At 67.2% G+C, this 15115-nt stretch carries 13 protein-coding genes; 4 read left to right on the top strand and 9 right to left on the bottom strand.

Annotated features, from left to right (window positions below; translation table 11 throughout):
• Positions 1-60: 60 nt before the first annotated feature.
• From MYA_RS12590 to rpoH, 6 genes are all read right to left on the bottom strand, one after another.
• Complete coding sequence (locus MYA_RS12590) at positions 61-2568, bottom strand: family 20 glycosylhydrolase (protein WP_014723680.1); 2508 nt, start codon at positions 2566-2568, stop codon at positions 61-63.
• Positions 2569-3131: 563 nt separating this feature from the next.
• The gene (cydX, locus tag MYA_RS29715) at positions 3132-3254 is read right to left on the bottom strand and encodes a cytochrome bd-I oxidase subunit CydX (RefSeq protein WP_014723679.1); all 123 of its coding nucleotides are present in this window, start codon (positions 3252-3254) and stop codon (positions 3132-3134) included.
• 54 nt (positions 3255-3308) lie between these two features.
• Positions 3309-4445, bottom strand: coding sequence for a cytochrome d ubiquinol oxidase subunit II (gene cydB / locus MYA_RS12580; protein ID WP_011886081.1), 1137 nt, complete (start codon positions 4443-4445; stop codon positions 3309-3311).
• A 31-nt stretch (positions 4446-4476) separates the two neighbouring features.
• Entirely contained in the window at positions 4477-6057 is a 1581-nt protein-coding gene (locus MYA_RS12575) for a cytochrome ubiquinol oxidase subunit I (protein ID WP_011886080.1), read from the bottom strand.
• The gene (gene cydP / locus MYA_RS12570; protein ID WP_011886079.1) at positions 6047-6325 is read right to left on the bottom strand and encodes a cytochrome oxidase putative small subunit CydP; all 279 of its coding nucleotides are present in this window, start codon (positions 6323-6325) and stop codon (positions 6047-6049) included. Before cydP ends, MYA_RS12575 begins: the two co-directional genes overlap by 11 nt.
• Before the next feature lie 338 nt (positions 6326-6663).
• Positions 6664-7599, bottom strand: a complete 936-nt coding sequence (gene rpoH / locus MYA_RS12565; RefSeq protein ID WP_014723678.1) for an RNA polymerase sigma factor RpoH — start codon at positions 7597-7599, stop codon at positions 6664-6666.
• Positions 7600-7959: 360 nt separating this feature from the next.
• Between rpoH and MYA_RS12560 the strand changes: the two genes are divergently transcribed.
• Both MYA_RS12560 and MYA_RS12555 read left to right on the top strand, forming a co-directional pair.
• Positions 7960-8529 (top strand): acyloxyacyl hydrolase, encoded by a 570-nt coding sequence (locus tag MYA_RS12560; protein WP_011886077.1) that lies wholly within the window; start codon positions 7960-7962, stop codon positions 8527-8529.
• A 45-nt stretch (positions 8530-8574) separates the two neighbouring features.
• Positions 8575-8958 carry a nuclear transport factor 2 family protein gene (locus MYA_RS12555; RefSeq protein WP_014723676.1) on the top strand — a complete coding sequence of 128 codons (384 nt, stop codon included), beginning with the start codon at positions 8575-8577 and terminating at the stop codon, positions 8956-8958.
• 140 nt (positions 8959-9098) lie between these two features.
• Here MYA_RS12555 and leuA read toward each other — a convergent pair whose 3' ends face one another.
• Both leuA and ybiB read right to left on the bottom strand, forming a co-directional pair.
• Positions 9099-10745 carry a 2-isopropylmalate synthase gene (gene leuA, locus MYA_RS12550; RefSeq protein ID WP_011886075.1) on the bottom strand — a complete coding sequence of 549 codons (1647 nt, stop codon included), beginning with the start codon at positions 10743-10745 and terminating at the stop codon, positions 9099-9101.
• Positions 10746-11193: 448 nt separating this feature from the next.
• Positions 11194-12171 (bottom strand): DNA-binding protein YbiB, encoded by a 978-nt coding sequence (gene ybiB, locus MYA_RS12545; RefSeq protein ID WP_011886074.1) that lies wholly within the window; start codon positions 12169-12171, stop codon positions 11194-11196.
• 194 nt (positions 12172-12365) lie between these two features.
• Between ybiB and maiA the strand changes: the two genes are divergently transcribed.
• A complete protein-coding gene (gene maiA, locus MYA_RS12540) occupies positions 12366-13010 on the top strand; it encodes a maleylacetoacetate isomerase (protein WP_011886073.1) in 645 nt (214 codons plus the stop codon).
• Between the two features lie 84 nt (positions 13011-13094).
• Here maiA and ftsY read toward each other — a convergent pair whose 3' ends face one another.
• Complete coding sequence (ftsY, locus tag MYA_RS12535) at positions 13095-14228, bottom strand: signal recognition particle-docking protein FtsY (protein ID WP_011886072.1); 1134 nt, start codon at positions 14226-14228, stop codon at positions 13095-13097.
• Between the two features lie 201 nt (positions 14229-14429).
• Between ftsY and rsmD the strand changes: the two genes are divergently transcribed.
• The gene (rsmD, locus tag MYA_RS12530; RefSeq protein ID WP_011886071.1) at positions 14430-15044 is read left to right on the top strand and encodes a 16S rRNA (guanine(966)-N(2))-methyltransferase RsmD; all 615 of its coding nucleotides are present in this window, start codon (positions 14430-14432) and stop codon (positions 15042-15044) included.
• Positions 15045-15115: the final 71 nt, after the last annotated feature.

The raw sequence follows: 15115 nt of genomic DNA, 5'->3' as shown, positions 1-15115 counted from the left end.
TTCAGTGCCGGTGCTCCGATCCGCCTCGCGCCTCGCCCACCCCGTGCAACTGTGCGCCCCTTACGGGTTCGTCACCGTGAAGCTCGGCTTGCGATAACCGATCCCCGCGCGGTCGAGCTTCGGCAGCTCGCGCTGGACGACCAGCGTCGCGAAGCCGGCCCAGTCTCGCTGGAGTGCCGCGGTGTCGACGTGATGCGTGTCGCCGCGCTTGTAGCGCACGCCGGCCGCATAGGGCAGCTCCCAGTCGGCGCGATGCCACGCGCGTTCGGCGAGTGCGAGCAGCCGCGGATACACCATGTACTCGAGGAACGTGTCGTTGCGCATCACCTCGCCCCATGCCTGCCCCTGGATGCCCTCGATGCGCGGCGCGGGGCCCGTGCCGGTCGCCTCGAACGCGTTGCCGTCGCGATCGCCCATCACCTCGGCGTTCTGCGGCAGGTTCTCGGGCGCGAGCGAGAACACCTTGTACTCGTCGGTTGCCTGCGATCCCCAGTAATAGCCGCGCTCGCGCGGATTCAGCGTGTACGGGAAGTCGAAGTACAGGTAGTCGGGCAGCGCGAGCACGGTCAGATAGCCGGCGTTGCTGAGGTCGCGCGCGCTGTCCGCCGCGCCCCAGAAGATCGTGTCCCACAGCGACACCATCACGTGACGCGTACTGAAATCGCGCGGCCCGCTCGCGTGCTTGATGCCGTCCTGCCACGCGGCCATCGTGTCGATCCCGTTCGCGTCTACCGCCGCGCTGACCTGTTTCGCGAAGCGCGTCGGCAGCTCGTCGATCGAGCGGATCTCGCCACGCTGCAGCAGCGCCGCGCACGCGGGCGAGCGCGCCCACGGCTTGTCCTGCGCGGCGAGGTCGATGCGCCCCTTGTTCGGATCGGTGCCGTTCAGCGGCTGGAAGCCGCCGCCGAGCAGGATGTTCTTCGCTTCGTCGCCGCCGAAATGCCAGATTCGCAGCGGCGCCTGCGCGTCCGCGTGCATCGCCGCGATCTCGCGGATCACCTTCGACGCGAAGTTCAGCGCGCCCGGCACGCACGGGTTCAGATCGCTGCGCCGATCGTAGAACTGCACCGTGGTCAGGTTCGACGTGTCCTGCGGGTCGAGCAGCCGATACGCGTTCGCCTCCTGGTCGCGGCCGGCCGCATGCAGGCGCCGGTAGCGCGCTTCCATCGACACGACGGCCGCGCGCGCATGGGCCGGCATGTCGATTTCGGGAATCACCTCGACGAAGCGGTCGACCGCGTAGCGCACCAGCGCGACGTAGTCGGCGCGCGTCAGATAGCCGCCGCCCGAGCGGTTGTCCGGGCCGGAGCCGAGCTGCGGCAGCAGGCAACGCGTCTCGGACGGATCGTGACAGCGGCGCGCGCCGATGTCGGTCAGCTCGGGCAGCCCGGGGATCTCGATGCGCCAGCCTTCGTCGTCGGACAGGTGCAGGTGCAGCCGGTTGAGCTTGTACGCGCTCATCTGGTCGATCAGGCGGCGCAGCGTCGCCGGATGCTTGAAGTTGCGCGCGAGATCGACGTGCATGCCGCGATGCGTGAAGCGCGGCGCGTCCTCGACGAGCAGCGCCGGAACCGGGCCGCCGCCGGCCGGCGCGAGCGAGAACAGCGTCTGCACGCCGTAGTAGAGGCCGGCGCGATCGTAGCCTTCGACGAGCACGCCGCGCGGCCCGATCGCGAGCCGGTAGCCGCCCGGCGTCGCGATGTCGGCCGGCAGCCGGCGCGGCGCGACCACGCCGCGCACGCGCGCGCGGGCGCCGTCCAGCCCGAGCGTCGCCGCGCGTTCGCGCAGCGCCGCGACCTGCGCATCGGGCAACTCGGGCAGCACCAGCTCGACGCCGCGCAGCTCGAGCGCGCCGGGCAGCCGCTGCTCGCGCTTCACGCTCGGCAGCGCGCGGCTCGCGTCCGGCCGCGCGGCCACCGGCGGCGCATTGCCGGTCGAGCTGTTCTGCGCATCGGCCGGCAGCGATTCGACGTAGCGCAGTTCGTCGTCGGTATCGTTGTAGCGCAGCACCGTCGGCGGCGCGCCGTCGACCACCACATACGGGCGCGGTATCACGTCGCTGTAGCGTCGCAGCCAGTATTCGGCGACGAACGGCAACGCGATGCGCTCGCCGGGCGCGAGCCGCAGCGAGCCCGGCTGCGGCGTCAGCTCGTACAGGTCGCCCGTGAGCCGCCGCAACGCGAAGCCCGGACGATCGATACGCAGCAGCCGTCGGATGCTGTGCAGATAGAGCTTCCAGCCGCCGTCGGCGATCGGGCGGTGGCCGCGGTTCTGCAGGAACAGGCGGCCGGTCGCGCAGGCGGCGCCGTCGGCGCCGAGATCGGCGCACGGCACGCCGGTCGCCGCCGCATGGTTGTTGTCGACGGCGACGCGCAGCGCGAGGCCGTTCGACAGCAACGCAGCGAGGTCGGCCGGCCGCATGGCGGGCCGCGCGATGCCGGCGGCCGGCACGACCACCGAGGCGGTCACCGAGCCGGCGCCGGCCGGCACGGGTTCGGCGCGGCTTGCGGACGGCAGCAGCGCCGCGATCAGCACGCCGGCAAACAGGAAGGGCAACGGGCGTTTCATTGGAACTCCTGAGAAAAAGGGTGGCGCCGCGGCGGCGTCGGATGACGTCGCTGCGATCGGGTCTTTCAACGGAGCTGCGGGGACATCGACGCGCGGTGCGAGCGGATCGCCCCGCGCGGGTTCGGCACGCGACGCGCGTGCATTACGGAACGGGAGGCGGGCGCGCGTGCCGATCGGGGCGGCCGGCGCGTGACGCGGTGTTCATCGAGGGAGAGCGGCCGCGGCGGAGTGGCCGCGGGCGTCGTGGCCGCGCTGGGCCCGACCGGCCACGCGATACGCCGCTGCACGGCGATCAGCCGCTGCGTGCGGCCGGCGAAACGGCGCGCGTGCGCGCGCCTGACACGGGATGCGCATGTCTGCCCCACCAGATGGATCCGGCCTCGCGGCGGCCGTGTCCAACGATCTTATGAAACCTTTGATTGGTATTCAAGTGGTATCAATCTGGCGCTAAATTGGCATCGGCGTCACCGGCATGCGCGCCGCGTGCGGACGAAAAAAAACCTCGCGCGAGGCGAGGTTCTTTCCGGACGACGGCGGCGCAGCGATCTGCCGCCGGCCGCGGGTCAGTCGCGGCGCGTACGCACCGCTGCTTCCTGCGGCTTCTGCCGCGCTTCGAGCCACATCGCGTTGACGATGCCGAACGACAGCGCGACGCCCATACCGAGAATCCAGCTGAAATACCACATGGTCCGACTCCTTGCGAAACGGTGGACGAGGGCGCCGTGCGCCCCCGGCCGAGTTCAATACATCGAGTGCTTGTTCTCTTCGAGCGCCTGATGCGTGACCTTGCCGCGCATCACGCGATACACCCAGCCCGTGTAGAGCAGGACGATCGGCAGGAACACGATCACCGCGATCAGCATCACCTGCAGCGTCTTGTGGCTGGACGTCGAATCCCAGACGGTCAGGCTGCTGCGCGGGTCGAGCGACGAGGGCATGATGAACGGGAACATCGAGAAGCCCGCCGTCATGATCACGCCGGCGATCATCAGGCCGGTGCAGAAGAACGCGGTCTTTTCCTGCTTCGAGCCGGCGAGCAGCAGCGCAAGCAGGCCGCCCGCGATGCCGACGACGGGCGCAGCGATCATCCACGGGAATTCGTGGTAGTTCGACAGCCACAGGCCCGAGCCGGCGGCGACGTCCTTCAACAGCGGGTTCGCGACCGTGTCGGTCGGCGCGGCGTGGGTGATGTGGAAGCCGCCGATGTACGACGCGACCAGCACGCCGGCCAGCACGAACAGCACGACGGCGAGGAACGACGACACGCGCAGTGCGACCGACGCGCGGCGCGCGATCGCGCCGTCCGTCTTCATCTTGATGAATGCGGCGCCGTGCGCGACGAGCATCGTGAGGCTGACCAGCCCGCAGAGCAGCGCGAACGGGTTCAGCAGCGCCCAGAAGCCGCCGTAGTAAGTGACGCGCAGGTCGGTGTCGAACTGGAACGGCACGCCTTGCAGCAGGTTGCCGAACGCGACGCCGAACACCAGCGCCGGGACGAAGCCGCCGACGAACAGCGCCCAGTCCCAGCCCGCGCGCCAGCGCGGATCGGGCCGCTTGCTGCGGTAGTCGAAGCCGACCGGCCGGAAGAACAGCGCGAACAGCACGAGCAGCATCGCGAAGTAGAAGCCGGAGAACGATGCGGCGTAGACGAGCGGCCAGGCTGCGAACATCGCGCCGCCTGCCGTGATCAGCCACACCTGGTTGCCTTCCCACGTCGCGCCGACCGTGTTGACGATGATGCGGCGTTCGTCGTCGGTCTTGCCGAGGAACGGCAGCAGCGCGGTTGCGCCCATGTCGAAGCCGTCCGTGACGGCGAAGCCGACCAGCAGCACGCCGACGAGCAGCCACCAGATCAGCTTGAGAGTTGCGTAGTCCATAGCGATTCCTTGTTCCGTTGCGAGGGCGTGCTCAAACCGAGGCACGCTCGCCAGCCGGGGCGAGTTCGTGGTGATAGCGGCCGGTATGCAGCGACGACGGGCCGAGGCGCGCGTACTTGAACATCAGCTTGATTTCGATGATGAACAGTGCCGTGTAGAACAGCACGAAGCCGGCGATACTCAGGTACAGGTCGTTCACTTGCAGGCTGGACGAGGACAGATGGGTCGGCAGCACGCCCGCGATCGTCCACGGCTGACGGCCGAGCTCGGCGACGATCCAGCCGAATTCGATCGCGATCCACGGCAGCGGGATCGCCCACACCGCATAGCGGAGGAACCAGCGGCGGTTGTCCTGCAGCAACTGACGGCGCGCGCACAGCCAGAACGCGGTAACGAACGTCGCGACGAACAGGAAGCCGAGAGCCACCATGATCCGGAACGAGAAGAACACGGGCGCCACCGGCGGGATCGTCTTCTTCGCCGCGGCCTTGATCTGGTCCGGCGTCGCATCGGTCACGTTCGGCGTGAACTGCTTGAGCATCAACCCGTAGCCGAGATACTGCTTGTGCTGGTCGAACAACGCGCGGGTTGCGTCGCTCTTGTCGCCCTGCTTCATCTTCTGCAGTGCGCCGTACGCGATCATCCCGCTCTGGATGTGCTCCTCGCTGAGCTTGGCGAGATCGCGCAGGCCGGTCACCGGTTCGTCGATCGAGCGCGTCGCGATCAGGCCGAGCGCGTACGGGATCTTGATCGCGTAGTCGGTGCGCTGTTCTTCCTGATTCGGCATGCCGATCAGCGTGAACGAGGCGGGCGCCGGCTGCGTTTCCCATTCGGATTCGATCGCGGCGAGCTTCATCTTCTGCACTTCGCCGGTCGTATAGCCCGACTCGTCGCCGAGCACGATCACGCACAGCGTCGCCGCGAGGCCGAAGCCGGCCGCGACCGCGAACGAGCGCAGCGCGAAGTCGACGTCGCGCTTGCGCAGCAGGTACCACGACGACACGCCGAGCACGAACATCGCCGCCGACACGTAGCCGGCCGACACGGTATGCACGAACTTGACCTGCGCGACGGGGTTGAACACCACGTCGAACAGGCTCGTCATCTCCATGCGCATCGTCTGGTAGTTGAACTCGGCGCCGACCGGATTGTTCATCCAGCCGTTCGCCACCAGAATCCACAGCGCGGAGAGGTTCGAGCCGAGCGCGACGAGGAACGTCACGATCAGGTGCTTGACCTTCGACAGCCGGTTCCAGCCGAAGAAGAACAGGCCGACGAACGTCGATTCGAGGAAGAACGCCATCAGGCCTTCGACCGCGAGCGGCACGCCGAAGATGTCACCGACGTAGTGCGAGTAGTACGACCAGTTCGTACCGAACTGGAATTCCATCGTGATCCCGGTGGTCACGCCCATCGCAAAGTTGATACCGAACAGCTTGCCCCAGAACTGCGTCATGTCCTTGTAGACCTGTTTGCCGGTCATCACGTATACCGCTTCCATGATGACGAGCAGCCAGGACATGCCGAGCGTCAACGGCACAAACAAGAAGTGGTAGAGCGCCGTGATGCCGAACTGCAGACGTGACAGATCGACGACTTCGCTACTTATCATGGTGGTCTCCCTCGGTGGATGCAGGCGCCGGCACCGAGAGCAGCTTCTCGGCGACGACGGCAGGCGGAAGCGACATGTGCGCAGCCTGCGGATGATTGAAAAATGCGTATTTGAGCGACATCAGGAGGATCAGCTTGACGATCAATAGCAGCGTGATGTCGCGCATCAATGTGGGCCCTCGCGCCCACGCGACGATGCGCGTGCGCCAGCCGATCGGGGCGGCGGCCTGCGCGGGGGGCGGCGCAGGCTCTTTATTGATCGAGATCAAGGTAATTATCCTGAATCGACGTGTGTGGTTTGGGGGCGACTTTACGTCGGATTTATGACCGCAATGAAGGTGTTTTAATCCTTTTAAGCCGACATGCCAATTTTAGATTGCGCGCCTTACGATGCCGAGTGTCGCGCTGCGGCAGACCGTCGCGAACTGCCGGCCAAAGATTGAGGCAGATCAAGGTTGTGCGGAAGGGGCTCGCAGCCTGCCGATACCCAATCGAATATGTCTATTAACGGCGGAAAGGCGGCAATCATAAGTGCAAAAAAAACCGCTGCCGTTTGGCAGCGGTTTTTGCGTGAAGCGCGCTGAATTGCCGGTGCTTATGCCGGTGCTTATGCGTACTCGGCGAGTGCAGTGCGCATCTTTTTCATTGCGCTCGCTTCGATCTGACGAATGCGCTCTGCGGACACGCCGAACTCGGCCGCGAGGTCGTGCAGCGTCGAGCCGCCCGAGCCGTCGTCGTCGACGTTCAGCCAGCGCGCCTCGATGATGCGACGGCTGCGCGCGTCGAGTGCCTCGAGCGCTTGCGCGATGCCGTCCGTCTGCAGCATGTCGCGTTGGCGCGCGGCGAGCACGGCGGTCGGCTCGTTGTGCGAGTCGGCCAGATAGGCGATCGGCGCGTATGCTTCCTCGCCGTCTTCGACCTGGCCTTCGAGCGCGATGTCGCCGCCCGACAGGCGCGTTTCCATCTCGGTCACTTCTTCGCGCTTGACGTTGAGCTCCTGCGCGAGGCCGTCGATTTCCTCCGGCGTCATCGCCTGCATGCTCTTCTTGTGGCTGCGCAGGTTGAAGAACAGCTTGCGCTGCGCCTTCGTCGTCGCGACCTTCACCATGCGCCAGTTGCGCAGGATGTACTCGTGGATCTCCGCCTTGATCCAGTGGATCGCGTACGACACCAGGCGCACGTTTTGCGCAGGGTCGAACCGCTTCACCGCCTTCATCAGGCCGATGTTGCCTTCCTGGATCAGGTCGCCGTGCGGCAGGCCGTAACCGAGATAGTTGCGCGCGATCGACACGACGAGCCGCAGGTGCGACAGCACGAGCTTGCGTGCCGCGTCGAGGTTGTTGTCCTCGCGGAACTCGGTCGCGTACCGGCGTTCTTCCTCGGCGCTCAGCAGGGGAATCCGGTTGACGGCCTGGATATAGGCGTCGATGTTGCCCAACTGGCCCGGCAACAGCGATTGGGTTGCGAGCGCCAGCGAGCCTGCCGATGCGGCCTTGGCCGGCGTCGGGCTCAGGGTGTTCGGAAGGGTCAGGGCGTGGCTCACTAAAAACTCCTTTGGAATCAGGGACAAACCCCTGGTCTCGGACGAGATTCCGAGTCTCATCTTAGCACTCCCGTAATCCGAGTGCTAATTCCTTAGAGCGCGGGTGGGCATCGAAGTTCCCGTTTTCTATCGGAATGTCCATGTCGATAGTATATCGTGCGACTCGCCAACTCGGGCGAAGTTCCATAAAGCGTTGTTTCTGTTGGTAATCAGTACAGGTTTTCGATTTTTGTTGTTTCGGAAGGAAACCATTTCACTTCGTGATGCCGATCCGAAAAGTCCTTTACCATACCATTCTGTTCGCTCGGGCCCGGCCGGTGCGGCAAGGCCCACATTCAACCCATAAAGTTGGAGTGTTAGATGAACAACAAGAAGAACCGTCGGCCCCGTAGCCGGCTTGCCTTGCATGCGTTGCTCACGGCGTCGCTGCTGGCCGGATCGGGAGCCGCGTGCGCCGATCGTTGGGGGATTCAGGCCGGCGGCGGTTTCTCCGATCGCCACGGCGTCGACAAGGGCGATCTCGGCGTCGTGTGGGATCCGGGCTGGAACTGGTGGGAAATCGGCGGGTGGCACTTCGCTTTCGTGGTCGAAGGGCATGCCGGCTACTGGCATACGGGCGGCAACGTCCACAGCAACATCGGCGAATTCGGGGTGACGCCGATGTTCCGCTTCGTCAAGAGCGCGGGGCAGATCCGTCCGTTCATCGAGGCCGGCGGCGGCGTGCGGGTGCTCACGCATCCGACGATCTCCGACCATTTCTCGCTGTCGACGGCGTTCCAGTTCGCGCCGACCGCAGGCGTCGGCGTGGAGTTCGGCCAACGGCAACAGTATCAGGTCGGCTACCGTTTCGAACATGTGTCTAACGCGGGTATCAAAGAGCCGAATCCTGGTATAAATTTCCACCAGTTCTACCTGCAGTACAACTTCTGATCCGCACGCCCGCCCACGGCGGGCGCGTTGCCGAGGAGTCAGGCGATGGCGAAGGTGGTCGATGCGATTCGCGCACTCGAGCGCGATCGGTTCCGAGCGATGGTCGATGGGGACGGCGAGGCGCTCGACGCGCAATTGTCCGACAAGGTGTTCTTCGTGCACACCAACGGCAAGCGCGAGACCAAGCAGCAGTTCATCGACGCCATCGTCGCCGGCCGCCGCCGCTACCGCCAGATCGAGATCCAGTCGCAGGACCTGCTGCCCGTCGGCGACGCAACCTGCGTCGTCACCGGGCGCGCGCTGATCGAGATGGAAACCAACAACGGCGGCCTGGTGTTTCCGATTGCCTATACGGCCGTCCATACCCATGAGCACGGGCAGTGGCGTCTGCTCGTGTGGCAGGCGACGCGATGCGCGACCGAGACATGAGCGCGCGTGGCGCTCGTTTTCGTGTCCCGACCGAAGCGGCTTTCTGAGCCGCTTTTCATTGGCCCGTGCAGCGCGGATCGCGCGGTGCACGGGCGGTCACGCACCGCTCGCTGACCTTTGAACCTGTTCCCGCAGCCCGCTCAGGCCGCCGCACGGCGGTCGGCGCAGTGCCACGCCGACCGGTTGATCGCGCTCACGAGCGCATCGAGCGCGGCGCTCGCCACGTCGGCATGCACGCCGACGCCATGCCGCAGCGGCGCATCGCCGACCCGGCAGCCGACCGATATCGCAATCCGGCCGTCCGTCGTGCGCGTGTGTTCGCACGACGCGACCTCGATCGGCGCGCCGGCGGCGCCCGCGAAGGCCGCGGCCGCCTGCTGCACGACCTCTTCGGGCGCGGCGTTGGCCGGCGCTGCGTACGCGAGGTCGCGATTGCTCCAGCGCGCCGTATCGCCGTGGCGCGCGGCCGGCCCGTCGGTCTCGAAGAATTCGCGAGCGAACAGCGCGCAGATCGCGTCGCCGGTCACTTCTTCGCCGGAGGCGTCGGCGAGCGTCTGCACGGCGTGGCTGAACTCGATCTGCACGCGCCGCGTCGGCGTGAAGCCCATCCCGCGTTCGAGCAGGAACGTCGCGCCGCCCTTGCCGGACTGGCTGTTCACGCGGATCACCGCGTCATAGCTGCGGCCGAGGTCGGCCGGGTCGATCGGCAGATACGGCACTTCCCATACGGCGTCCGGGCGCTGCTGCGCGAAGCCCTTGCGGATCGCGTCCTGGTGCGAGCCGGAGAAGGCGGTGAACACGAGATCGCCCGCGTACGGATGGCGCGGATGCACCGGAATCTGGTTGCAGCGCTCGACCACGCGGCGCACCGCGTCGATGTCGGAGAAATCGAGGCCGGGGTCGATGCCCTGCGTATAGAGGTTCAGCGCGAGCGTGACGAGATCGACGTTGCCGGTGCGCTCGCCGTTGCCGAACAGGCAGCCCTCGATGCGATCGGCGCCCGCGAGCAGCGCCAGCTCGGCGGCGGCTACCGCGGTGCCGCGATCGTTGTGCGGATGCACGGACAACACGATGCTGTCGCGGTACGCGAGATTGCGGTCCATCCACTCGATCTGGTCGGCGAACACGTTCGGGGTCGCCGCTTCGACGGTCGCCGGCAGGTTCACGATCATCTTGTGATCGCGCGTCGGGCGCCAGGCCTGCGCGACCGCGTCGCACACTTCGCGCGCGAACGTCAGCTCGGTCATGCTGAAGGTTTCCGGCGAGTATTGATAGGTCCAGTGCGTGTCCGGGCGGGCGGCCGCGTGCTCCTTGATGAGCCGCGTGCCGTCGACCGCGAGCGCCTTCACGTCGTCCTTCGACATCCCGAACACGATGCGCCGGAACGACGGGCAGATCGCGTTGTACAGATGCACGATCGCGCGCGGCACGCCGTCGAGCGCGTCGAACGTGCGTGCGATCAGGTCTTCGCGCGACTGCACGAGCACTTCGATCGTCACGTCGTCCGGAATGCGCTTTTCGTCGATCAGCTTGCGGACGAAATCGAAGTCGGTTTGCGACGCCGACGGAAAACCGACTTCGATTTCCTTGAAACCGATCGCGACCAGCATGTCGAAGAACTCCAGCTTCTGCTCGATGCTCATCGGCTCGATCAGCGACTGGTTGCCGTCACGGAGGTCGGTGCTCATCCAGACCGGCGCACGCTCGATGGTGCGGGTCGGCCAGCGGCGACCATTGATGCGGACGGGTTCGAACGGACGGTACTTGTCTTGCGGATTGCGCTTCATCTTCTGGACCTCGGGTCTCAAGTCGCGAGCGAAGACGGGCGGCATGGGCGACGGTTGGCGCTGCCTCGCACCGGCGCGCGCAACGCGCGCAGCAGATGCGGATGATCTTCGCGAATCGACCGACGGATAGACGGACGAATGCTGACGACTTCGGGTTGTAAAAACTGCGAGAAAGGTGCTGCGAGGAACTGCAGGGAGGGACCGTGCGGACAGCACACGGCGCTAGGACAGCCTTAGGCTAGTCGTAGCGATAGCGACCGCGCTAGGCGGCCGGAGGTAATTCGGAGGGTGTTCGGAAAGGAACGCATGGCGAGAACTCTATGCCAGGATGCCTGCGCGTGTCAAATGGTCGGGAAAATCGCGGCCTGGATAGTCGGCCGAATGGCCGGCACGACAGCGGCCGATACGTCAGCGGCCGGCACGACAGCGCGCCGCCCGCGGAGGCCCGTCACGGTGCGAGCCGCGTCAGCCGCACGATCGTTTCGACCTGACGCGCGAGCGCGTCGGGCACCGGCACCTCGCCGCGCAGCACGGCGCCGGTCCACGCGGCCGTCGTCGCGGCGTCGCGCGATTCCGGCAGCGCGACGGGCGGCGCGTCGTCCGACGAGCGCTCGGCCGCGATCAGCGTGTCGCAGATGCCGTCGTGCAGCCAGTCGACCTGCACCTGGCGGCGCGTGTCGGCCACCGCCTCGCCTTCGGTGCCGCGCGCGAGCAGCGCGCCGCCGAGCGCCGCTTCCGGATGCTCGCGAAACAGTTGCGCGAGGCTGTCGCGGTACGGCGGATGCGTGTAATTGACGAGCCGCAGGCCGGCCGGTGCGAACGGCTGCAGGATCTTGACCAGCGTATGCGTGGAGTTGCGCACGCCGAGCACGGCGCGCAGCGACAGCAGACGCGCAATGCGCGGCGCCAGCACGTCGATCGGCGCGAAGGCGACGCGGCGTTCGGCGAGCGTGTCTTCGATTGCGTCGTGCGAGCTTGCCGACGCGATCGACAGCGCCGCAAAGATCTCCGCGCTGGTCACCCGGCCGGGATCGCGCTCGACGCCGTGCACCAGCACCGGCACGCCTTCGCGCGCGAGCAGCAGCGCGAGCAGCGGCACGAGATTGGGTTGCTTGCGCGCGCCGTTGTAGCTCGGGATCGACACCGGCCGGAACGCCGCGTCCTGCACGTGCACGGGTTCGAACGACGCCTGTGCGGCGGCCAGCATCGCCGCCAGCTCGTCGGCGGTTTCGCCCTTCAGTCGATATGCGATCAGGATTGCGCCGAGTTCGACGTCCGACACGCGCGCATCGAGCATCGCGCGATAGAGCTCGAACGTGTCTTCGGCCGACAGCGCGCGTGCGCCGTGCGGACCGCGGCCGATTTCCTTGATGAAGCGGGCGCACGGGAACGGCGAAGCGGCTGTGGAGTCTTGGGAAGCGGTCATCGTGACGGGGCGGGCGGCCGGCATCGGGCCGCGCGCTGAGCGGTGAGGAATGCCCGAGTATCGCACGGGCGCGCGTCGCGCAAGCGCGGCCGCGTATGCCGACGCGGTGCGGCGCGCTAAACTCGGAGTCCCCGGCGGCGCATCGCGGCTTCCGCCCGGCGGCGCCGGCCGAATACGATTACGAGAGACAACCGATGAAGCTCTACAGCTATTTCCGCAGTTCCGCGTCTTACCGCGTACGGATCGCCCTGAACCTGAAGCAGCTGCCGTTCGATACGGTGCCCGTGCACATGCTGCGCGACGGCGGCGAGCAACTGAAGGACGCGTACCGCGCGGTGAATCCGGATGCGGTCGTGCCGACGCTGATCGACGGCGACGCGACGCTGCAGCAGTCGCTCGCGATCATCGAGTATCTCGACGAAATGCACCCCGAGCCCGCGTTGCTGCCGAAGGCGCCGGCCGACCGCGCGTATGTGCGCGCGATCGCGCTGCAGATCGCGTGCGAGATCCATCCGCTGAACAACCTGCGCGTGTTGAAGTACCTGAAGCACACGCTGCAAGTGTCCGAGGACGCGAAGAGCGAATGGTATCGGCACTGGATCGACGCGGGCTTCGCGTCGCTCGAGACGCGTCTCGCGAACGATCCGCGCACCGGCAAGCTCTGCTTCGGCGACTCGCCGACGCTCGCCGATATCTGCATCGTGCCGCAGATGTTCAACGCCGACCGGTTCTCGATCGATACGACGCGCTTCCCGACGCTGCGGCGGATCGCCGATTACGCGTCGACGCTCGATGCGTTCAAGGCCGCCGCGCCCGGTGTGCAGCCCGACGCCGAATGATGGCCGGCTGACGTCGCCGCGGCCCGCCGCCGCCAATGAAAACGGGCGCCCGAAGGCGCCCGTTGCAGGACGTGTCGACGGCGTTCAGCCGAGCAGCGCGTCCGCGAATTCCACCGCGTTGAACGGCTGCAGGTCCTCGACCTTCTCGCCGACGCCGATGAAGTAGACGGGCACCGGACGCTGCCGCGCGATCGCGGCGAGGATCCCGCCCTTCGCGGTGCCGTCGAGCTTCGTGACGATCAGCCCGGTGAGGCCGAGCGCATCGTCGAAGGCCTTCACCTGCGTGAGCGCGTTCTGGCCGGTGTTCGCGTCGATCACGAGCAGCACCTCGTGCGGCGCGCCGTCGTGCGCCTTCGCGATCACGCGCTTCACCTTTTTCAGCTCCTCCATCAGGTGCAGCTGGGTCGGCAGCCGGCCGGCCGTGTCGGCCATCATCACGTCGATCTTGCGCGCGCGCGCGGCGCTGACCGCATCGAAGATCACCGCGGCCGGATCGCCGCTTTCCTGCTGGACGACCGTCACGTTGTTGCGCTCGCCCCAGACGGCCAGCTGCTCGCGCGCGGCCGCGCGGAACGTGTCGCCCGCGGCCAGCAGCACCGACTGGTCGAAGCTCTGCAGGTGCTTCGCGAGCTTGCCGATGCTGGTCGTCTTGCCCGCGCCGTTCACGCCGGTGATCATCATCACGAGCGGCTGCGCGCGGCCGAGCATCAACGATTTCTCGAGCGGCTGCAGCAGCTCGACGAGCAGATCGTGCAGCGCCGCCTTCACCTGCTGCGGGTCGGTCAGCCGGCCCACGCGCACCTTCTCGCGCAGCGCGCCGAGCAGGTATTCGGTCGCATCGACGCCCGCATCGGACATCAGCAGCGCGGTTTCGAGCTCCTCGTACAGGTCCTCGTCGATCTTCGTGTTGACGAACACGCTGGTGATGCTCGAACCCGTCTTCGCGAGCCCCGATTTCAGGCGCGACAGCCAGGACTTCTTCGCGGACGCGTCCTGCGTCGGCGGCGGCACGATCTCGACCGCTTCGACGACTTCGTCGCTGCCGTCGTTGGTGGGCGTGACCGTCATCACGACGGCGGGCGCGCGCGCAGTGTCCGCCGCTCGCGCGGCGGGGGCCGGCGCAGCGGACGGCTCGTCCGGCTGCGGCGCGTCGGCCGGTTGCGATTCCGCGGAGTCGGGCTCCTGCGTTTTCTTGAATCGTTTGAAGAAGCTGAACATGGTTTGACGTCGGGAAGAGGGCGGGGGCCGGCATGGCGGCGCGCCGGGAGGCGTCGGGCGTGCGCACGGCGGCCGAAACCGAGCATTTTATCAGTGCGGCGAGACAGTCGCGTCAGCCGTCGCCGCCGCTGTGGTAACGTGCGCCTGTTTGGCGGCACGCCCGCGTGCGCGCCCCCGTCTCCCCCGTCGTCGATACTCCGTATGTCCCGTTCCTCTTCCGGCCGCCCCGCGGCCTCTGCCGGCCGCGGCAAGCCGCACACGATCCGCATCATCGGCGGTGACTGGAAACGCACTCCGCTCGCCGTGCTCGATCTCGACGGCCTGCGGCCGACCCCCGATCGCGTGCGCGAGACGCTGTTCAACTGGCTCGGCCAGGATCTCGCCGGCCGGCGCTGCCTCGACCTGTTCGCGGGCACCGGCGCGCTCGGCTTCGAGGCCGCGTCGCGCGGCGCGGCGAGCGTCGTGATGGTCGAGCGCCACCCGCGCGCGGCGCAGCAGCTTCGCGCGATCAAGGACAAGCTGGGCGCGCGCTCGGTCGAGGTCGCGGAAGCCGACGCGCTGCGGCTCGCGGCCGGGCTGACGCCGGGCGCGTTCGACGTCGTGTTCCTCGATCCGCCGTTCGGCGAGCCGGCCGTGCTGGCGCGCGCGCTCGCGCTGGCGGCGCCGCTCGTCGCGCCGGACGGCGCGCTGTACGTCGAAACCGGCGAGGCGCTGGAACCCGATGCGCACGAAGCGCTGGCCGGCTGGCAGGTGGTGAAGCACGGCAAGGCAGGCGCGGTTCACTATCATTTGCTGCAACGCGAAAATGATGAATAATGCGCGTTCCATACGAGGCGGCGCGCCCCAAAGGCGACGCAAGCCCATCTCGGCAGCCACGTGCGCACGGC

Origin of the sequence: Burkholderia sp. KJ006, from assembly GCF_000262695.1 — a bacterium.
Classification (GTDB): domain Bacteria; phylum Pseudomonadota; class Gammaproteobacteria; order Burkholderiales; family Burkholderiaceae; genus Burkholderia; species Burkholderia vietnamiensis.
The sequence above is the reverse complement of the archived record's forward strand: the minus strand, read 5'-3'. Positions and strand labels throughout refer to the sequence as shown.